We start from the raw sequence: 6786 nt of genomic DNA, 5'->3' as shown, positions 1-6786 counted from the left end.
AATAATTAGGACATTTCCCGCTAACCAGTTTTGCCAACAATAACGAATTTTTACGTCTAATTCTCCCTCATCCGGTAAAGTTAATTTGAGATGTACCCGCGCAAAATCTAAAATAGAAGTACCGATAAAACCGCCGTCACTCTCTGCCACATTTAACCAACATATACCCCCGGGATAGGCTTTTTCCCGCCATTGTTGCCAGCCAAACTGTCTGGCTAGTTCGGTTTTACCTATGCCTCCCATTCCCGTTAAGGTAGATATAGCAAGCTTTTGGGATTGTTGTAATTGCTTTTTTAAGTCAATTAATTCCTGATCCCTACCAACAAATCTAGGGATATTACTATTAGATAAATTGTGAGGATTGGGTTGAGGAGGCTCTTGGTTAGGCGGATAATTATAAATATTTTGCTTGTCAATATTGATATTGCCTTGAGCATAATTGACTATTTTTTGATCCATATTGTTAACATAATGCTGTGATAAAAAAATATTTACTTATACAATATTAACACATCAAAAGGGGAAGGGCGAACGCAATTCGCCCCTACAATGGCATTTTTTTCGGTTCCGTCGGGGTGTATTGCACGCACCCAAGACATTACATGGTGATATTTTGTTCATTAATATTAATGTCCCTTTGAGAAAAATTAACAATTTTTTCAATGGTTTTGATATAGGTTTTTTGTCCAGAGGATTGAGATTGCAAACCCTTAGCAATATTGTTAAGAATATCCTTTAAATTAGGTAAAGGTTCGGATTCTACAATGTCAACCAACTCGGTTATAATTTGGCTTAATTCGGGACTGGTTTTAGCAACAGATTCCACCTCCAGAATTGCCTGTCCATAATCTAAAGGCTGTTCGGGTGCTTTTTCAATTGCGGTGACAGTATCTGGAGAAACTTGTTTCAGGGAAGTGAGAAATTTTTCTGTTTGTTGCCAAACTTTCTCTCCCACTTTTTCACCAGTTTTCTCTAACGCTTTAGTGGCAATAATCGAACCAACTGCGATCGCTGCTCCTGTAAGAGGGTCCATAGATAAAATCGGGGTGATGAGGGTTGAGTTTATTATATTATTGGGTTTTGATTTTTTGCCACAATATAGGGATTTTAGAGATTGCTTCAGGTAAATTCCTGTACTGCTAAAGTAAACTTGTGGTTAAGGTATCATTCATGATTCAGTCCTCATTTTAGCTTTCATAATTTTATTCTGCCCTATTTTTCTTAATCAATCACAGTCCATGACACAATCACAGCAATCACAGTCAAGACGGCATGGGAGAGGAAAGATCCGTGTTATCGTAAAAATGGGGATAGATGGGGGGTTTGGTCTTGCAAAATCGGCAAATAGGGATAAAATCAAAACAAGTTAATTTTTTCCTTACCATATCATGTTAACCCCATCGGATAGTAAATTATCTAAGCAGCAGCAGATTCTCTCGGCTGTTTCCGAAGAGGAACAGCTTAAACAGCAACGGATTCAGGAAGTGCTATTGTTAATAGATAGTTTATTCCAAAGAGAGGAAACGACTTTTAGGATTATCATCGACTGTCTTTACGATGTGGGTTCGTTAAATTTAATTAATAAAAAGTTTCATAGTCGTTACTTAAATTTTATTATGAAAGCGATCGCTCGTTTTTCTAAGCCTATATTCAGAATTTATGCTCTCTATTGGGTGAAAAAAAATAGCCCCAAATTAATTACTAATTGGTTGGCTAGTAAGGTTAAATTCTAGATCGATCCCCCCTTAATCCCCCCTTGATAAGGGGGGTGCCGATCCCCCCTTAATCCCCCCTTGATAAGGGGGGTGCCGATCCCCCCTTAATCCCCCCTTGATAAGGGGGGGAACTGACGATTTTTAACAGGTGCATCTCAATTTGGTCGAAATATCTAGATGACATTTTGGGCGCACGCAGTGCGCCCCTACCATTGGCGCAATAATATTATTGTAGGGGCGAATTGCATTCGCCCTCTTTGAACAACTTCTGCTGCTCACCTATAGGTGAGAGAAAATCAGAAATATTGAGATGCACCCATTTTTAACACCTAACCACTTATAAACCCCAGAGACAGTAATCAGCACCAAGAAAAACTGTTTTGGCAAACCCTAGCTAGGGACTTAAATTTGCACCTGTCTGAGATGACGACGGGGATCGGTGGTACGCTGAGATTTAATTTTCTCGTATAATTCCCGTTCGATCGCCGTTAATTCTTTGGGAGTATCGATGACAATTTTGACTAATTGATCGCCGCGTTGTCCTTTATTATCGATCCAACCTTTGCCGCGTAAGCGCAGGGATTGACCGGAACGAATACCGGCGGGAACTTTTACCGTCACCATGCCATCGGGGGTAGGAACTTCGATTGCTGTGCCTAAAACTGCCTCATCGGGAGTAATCGGCACTTCACAGGTTAAATTATCGCCTTCAAAAGTAAAGAAAGGATGGGGTTCTAATTCCACATCGAGAAATAGATCTCCCCGTTGTTTACTCAAGGGATCGATTAGTCCTTTACCCCGTACCCGGAGACGATTACCGGTTTTGGTTCCTGGGGGGATTTTGATATCGATCATTTCTCCGGCTAAATTAACCCGTTTTTGTACTCCTCGTAAAGCTTCCCCAAAACTCAGACGCAGTTTAGCGGTGGAGACACCAGAAGTGACGGATTGCGGTGGAGTACGAGCGCCGGCAAAGTCGTTAAAATTGCTAAAATCGCCAAATCCTCTCCCCGGAGTCCCGTAGGAATGGGAACTGGGGCGAGTACCGCCGGAGCGCCCCATGCGACCGAGCAGTTCATTGATAAAATCATCAAAGGTGCTGTACTGGCTAAAGTCAAAACCGTCGGAACCAAAGTCAACCCCCCCATTACCACCTGGCCAATTCGATCGCTCGGCCTGTTGCCAATATTGTCCAAATTGATCGTATTTTTGGCGTTTTTCGCTATCGGAGAGGACTTCGTAAGCTTCGCTAATTTCTTTAAAACGTTCTTCGGCGCTTTTATTGTTAGGATTGCGATCGGGGTGATATTTGACAGCTAATTTGCGAAAAGCTTTTTTAATTTCTTCAGCGCTGGCAGTTTTACCTACTCCCAGAACGGCATAATAATCTTTATAATCTGCGGCAGGCATCGATACGCTATCTCCTTAGCAATGGGGATTCAGTCGGAATATTCCTAATCTAACTTAATTTTATCGTTGTCAGGCTTGAATCAGTGATCAGTGATCGGTGAACAGTAACCAGTAACCGGTGATCAGTGAAAATAAAGTGCCAAAGTTTTCACTTAACACTATCTACTTAAAACTCCAATCTGATAACTGATAACTGATAACTGATCACTGAAAGGGGAATTGCCGACGACGACGATACCAAGTTCCCACACCTACTAACAGAGCAATGAGGGTAAAAGCCACCATTAGGGGCAGTATATCGCCTTTTCCCAAAGATTTCAAGCCCGCACCCATCATGACAAAGGGTAAAATTCCGGGGACAGTGCCTAATAAAGTACCGATGAAATAATCGCGAAAACGGATAGAAGTTAATCCCGCAACAAAGTTAACGATACCGTAGGGAATAATCGGTAATAGACGGATAGCAAACATATAAAATAGGCCGCCTTGCTGCATTTCTGCATCGATCGCTTGCCATTTTCCCTGAAATTTTTTGGCGGTATATTCCCGGCCGATAGTACGGGTAAAAGCAAAGGCAACTATAGCGGCCACCAAAGCGGCGATCGTTGTCCAAACTGTTCCCATAACTACCCCAAAGATAGCCCCACCACTGAGGTTTAAGGGGGTGGAAGGCAGAATTAAAATTGTCCCGATCGTATAGAGAATAATATACAAAATGGGGGCCATAATTCCCATTTGTTTTAACCAGATCTGTAACTGTTGGGAGTCGATACCACCGATTAGATAAACTCCGATCGCCGTGGCGATAATACAAATTATGGTTAGGATAATAACACTACTTTTAGTTTTAGACATTTAACGGCAATTTTGGGCTAAGTGCGGGTTGTAAAACATAAGATGCAGCCGGGGTCTATATTTCCCTGTTGCCAAAAATATAGCAGAAATCGGCATAGGATCGATCTCGATCTCAATATTAGCCAGCTGCCCTATCTGTCTCCAAATTACCCCCAATATCGGTGTGGGTAGTTCAGTTAATCTCCTCGCAAACCACGATCGAAAAACCATTGACTTTGTAGTTATCGGCAATTACTGTCCCTTGATCCACAGACCAACAATTATAATTGGTTTCTGCCCAAGCGGCCGTGTCAATAATTCTTAGCCAACGATAATTATTGGATGGGGAGGGAAGACGAAAATCCACCGGCAGATGATACATATTAATTAACACCAAAAAATCGTGATCACCGACGGCACTACCATCAATTAAAAACCAAATACAGCGATCATCGGCAGTTAAATCGCTAACCCCATCGGGTTTTTTAAATAAATAGGTGACATCATTACCCGCATCGAGAACCATATCACCGTAGCGGCGCTGTTTTAGTGCTATATGATTGTTTCTTAAGTGAGCAATATAAGCGGCAAAAATAAATAAAGGATTGTGTTCTTCTTGATTAGTTCCCGTGCCAAAATTATTGTGATAAGCTTCCCGATAACCCGTGGGCAGTAGATGGGGTGAACGGGTGGCAATCATATCATAATTATTCCAAGTAGCCACACTATCAATATTGTAGGGATTATTATTACCATTTTGGCTGCGGCCAAATTCATCACCCCAGACAGTCATGGGAACACCGCGAGATAAAAATTGAATCGTCCAAAAGTTGCGTAATCTTTGGCGACGTAAGGCCTGATCACCCCCAGAATCCCACGAATCGTTATTAGTATTGCCGCCATCGGAAGGACCAAAAGGCCAGGGAGTAAGGTTATTTTTGTGGTTATAACTGACCAAATCCATCAGGGTAAAACCATCGTGGGCAACAATAAAACTGATCGATTTTTGTGGTCCGCCTTGGTCGTTGAAATTGTGATAATCTCCGTTCACCTGTTCGATGAATTTAAAAGTATTACCATCTCCCTTTAAAAAACGCCGAATTGCATCGCGATAACGACCATTCCACTCGCCCCAACCCGATGGGAAATTACCTACTTCGTAACCCCAGATATCCCAAGCTTCGGCGATCATTTCCGCATCGTATTTCTTGCCTAATTTCTCGATCTTTTCTAACAAAGTATGTTTAGGGAAGAATTGTTTTTGTTTGCCCCGATCTTCTCGTTGATGACTAGAAGGAGTTCGGCCGAGGACGGGGGCCAGATCAAAACGAAAACCATCAACTTCCATGGTTTCTAACCAATAGGTGAGGGAATCAAGAACCAGATTACAGGTGACAATATGGGAAAAGTTTAATTGATTTCCGCAGCCTGTCGCCCCATCGAGTAGATAATGTTCGTCGGTGAGTTGATAGTATTCCACCACATCAAAACCACCAAAACTAACAAATCCGGTGACATCGTTGCTGCCCCAATTGCCCCCTTCTCCGGTGTGATTATAGACCACATCGAGATAAACTTCCATGCCTTGGTCGTGGAAAGCTTTGACCATGGCCTTAAATTCTCTGGTGGGTCCCCCGGGGGAGCGATCATAAGCATAACGGCGATCGGGGGCGAAATAACCAAAGGTCATGTAACCCCAATAGTTACCGCTGGGGCGATCGTCGGGGTTATTATCGTTAGCGGTTTCCTGGACTGGTAAGAGTTCGATCGTGGTAAATCCCAGCGCTTTCAGGTATTTGGCCATATAGCCGGCCCCCGCGTAAGTTCCTCTGTACTGGTCAGGAACGTTAGCCACTTCCTCAAAACCCTTAACTCCCTTGAGAATATCTTCTAAACGACTAGCGGAGGGGTGATTGCTTAAACCGCGCACATGGGCCTCATAAATGATCGCTTTTTCGGCACCCAGACGGGGACGAATCCCGGTGGAAGTCCCATCCAGAGCGATCACAATGCCTTTGGGCGACCATTTACCCGTATCGTATTGCCGCTGGATCACTCCTTTGTAGTTCCCCCCTCCCGTGGCATACATTCCCGCATTTTCTCCGGCCGCGATCATGGCCGGGGTTTCCAGGTCGTGGGAAAGTTCTCGCGCGTAGGGATCGAAGAGGACTTTATTGGGGTTAAAACGATGGCCAAAATCGTCCACATCTGCCCGAAAACCAGCGTTACTATGGCCTCTTTGCCATTTTTGATCAAATTGCCAATTGGGACCCCAACAGCGAAAAGCGTAGTAACTGCCGTGGGGAATACTGGCGATTTTTGCCCGCCACGTATCATCCTTTGGGTTTTTTGTCAACCAGTAATCATACTTAGCGTTTTCTCCCGTCGGGCGATCGTAGATTTCCAGAAGAATCTGACTGGCATTTTTAGAATAGACGGCAAAGGTGACACTATCGCTCCGATAATGCGCCCCGAGGGGATAGGTGGCATCGGCCCAGAGATGGCTATCTAGGGGGGCATAATTACCAGATTGGGGATGATTTTGACCGAGCGCTGGTAACATAAATTGGCGGGGTAATATCGCCTTTGATAATAGACATTTTTCGCTCAAAGAAATAAGAAAAAAATCTAAAGCTTGCTCCAAAAAAAAACGGCTATGCAATTCCTAGTAACTACTTAAATAATTGGCTCTACCGAACCTGTCATGCAAAACTATCAACAACTTATGCTTGTAAAGCTTGTACAATAGGGCTTTCAGTTTTTGTTAGATTGATATTTATCAACTTTAGAGCATTGCTGGACAGAGAGGGAGCTTAAGGAATTTTCT

General features: G+C 43.2%; 6 protein-coding genes. 1 reads left to right on the top strand and 5 read right to left on the bottom strand.

Going from position 1 to position 6786, the window contains the following annotated elements; all coding sequences use genetic code 11:
- Together ACOCD9_RS07615 and ACOCD9_RS07610 are read right to left on the bottom strand one after the other, a co-directional pair.
- The coding region (locus ACOCD9_RS07615; protein WP_419546967.1) for an NB-ARC domain-containing protein at positions 1-459 on the bottom strand (459 nt) is incomplete at its 3' end.
- A 139-nt stretch (positions 460-598) separates the two neighbouring features.
- Entirely contained in the window at positions 599-1033 is a 435-nt protein-coding gene (locus ACOCD9_RS07610; protein ID WP_419546965.1) for a hypothetical protein, read from the bottom strand.
- 355 nt (positions 1034-1388) lie between these two features.
- Here ACOCD9_RS07610 and ACOCD9_RS07605 point away from each other — a divergent pair, with 355 nt between their 5' ends.
- On the top strand, positions 1389-1733 hold the full coding sequence (locus tag ACOCD9_RS07605) for a hypothetical protein (RefSeq protein ID WP_002756080.1): 345 nt from the start codon (positions 1389-1391) through the stop codon (positions 1731-1733).
- 384 nt (positions 1734-2117) lie between these two features.
- On the opposite strand, the gene ACOCD9_RS07600 is transcribed toward ACOCD9_RS07605, so the two are convergent.
- The 3 genes from ACOCD9_RS07600 to ACOCD9_RS07590 all read right to left on the bottom strand — a co-directional run bounded on the left by ACOCD9_RS07600 (position 2118) and on the right by ACOCD9_RS07590 (position 6522).
- Positions 2118-3125, bottom strand: a complete 1008-nt coding sequence (locus tag ACOCD9_RS07600; RefSeq protein ID WP_002756082.1) for a DnaJ C-terminal domain-containing protein — start codon at positions 3123-3125, stop codon at positions 2118-2120.
- Positions 3126-3329: 204 nt separating this feature from the next.
- Positions 3330-3980: a TVP38/TMEM64 family protein gene (locus tag ACOCD9_RS07595; RefSeq protein WP_149974560.1), complete on the bottom strand. Its 651-nt coding sequence runs from the start codon at positions 3978-3980 to the stop codon at positions 3330-3332.
- 172 nt (positions 3981-4152) lie between these two features.
- Complete coding sequence (locus ACOCD9_RS07590) at positions 4153-6522, bottom strand: glycogen debranching protein (RefSeq protein ID WP_419546964.1); 2370 nt, start codon at positions 6520-6522, stop codon at positions 4153-4155.
- Between the last annotated feature and the right edge of the window lie 264 nt (positions 6523-6786).

The organism is Microcystis sp. (genome assembly GCF_048564745.1).
Lineage (GTDB): Bacteria > Cyanobacteriota > Cyanobacteriia > Cyanobacteriales > Microcystaceae > Microcystis > Microcystis ichthyoblabe_A.
This window is presented reverse-complemented; position numbering and strand designations above follow the sequence as displayed.

Bases quoted from the DNA above. Each gene is read 5' to 3' on its own strand.
- ACOCD9_RS07605 (WP_002756080.1), top strand. From the start codon at position 1,389: ATGTTAACCCCATCGGATAGTAAATTATCTAAGCAGCAGCAGATTCTC.
- ACOCD9_RS07610 (WP_419546965.1), bottom strand. From the start codon at position 1,033: ATGGACCCTCTTACAGGAGCAGCGATCGCAGTTGGTTCGATTATTGCC.
- ACOCD9_RS07595 (WP_149974560.1), bottom strand. From the start codon at position 3,980: ATGTCTAAAACTAAAAGTAGTGTTATTATCCTAACCATAATTTGTATT.
- ACOCD9_RS07590 (WP_419546964.1), bottom strand. From the start codon at position 6,522: ATGTTACCAGCGCTCGGTCAAAATCATCCCCAATCTGGTAATTATGCC.
- ACOCD9_RS07600 (WP_002756082.1), bottom strand. From the start codon at position 3,125: ATGCCTGCCGCAGATTATAAAGATTATTATGCCGTTCTGGGAGTAGGT.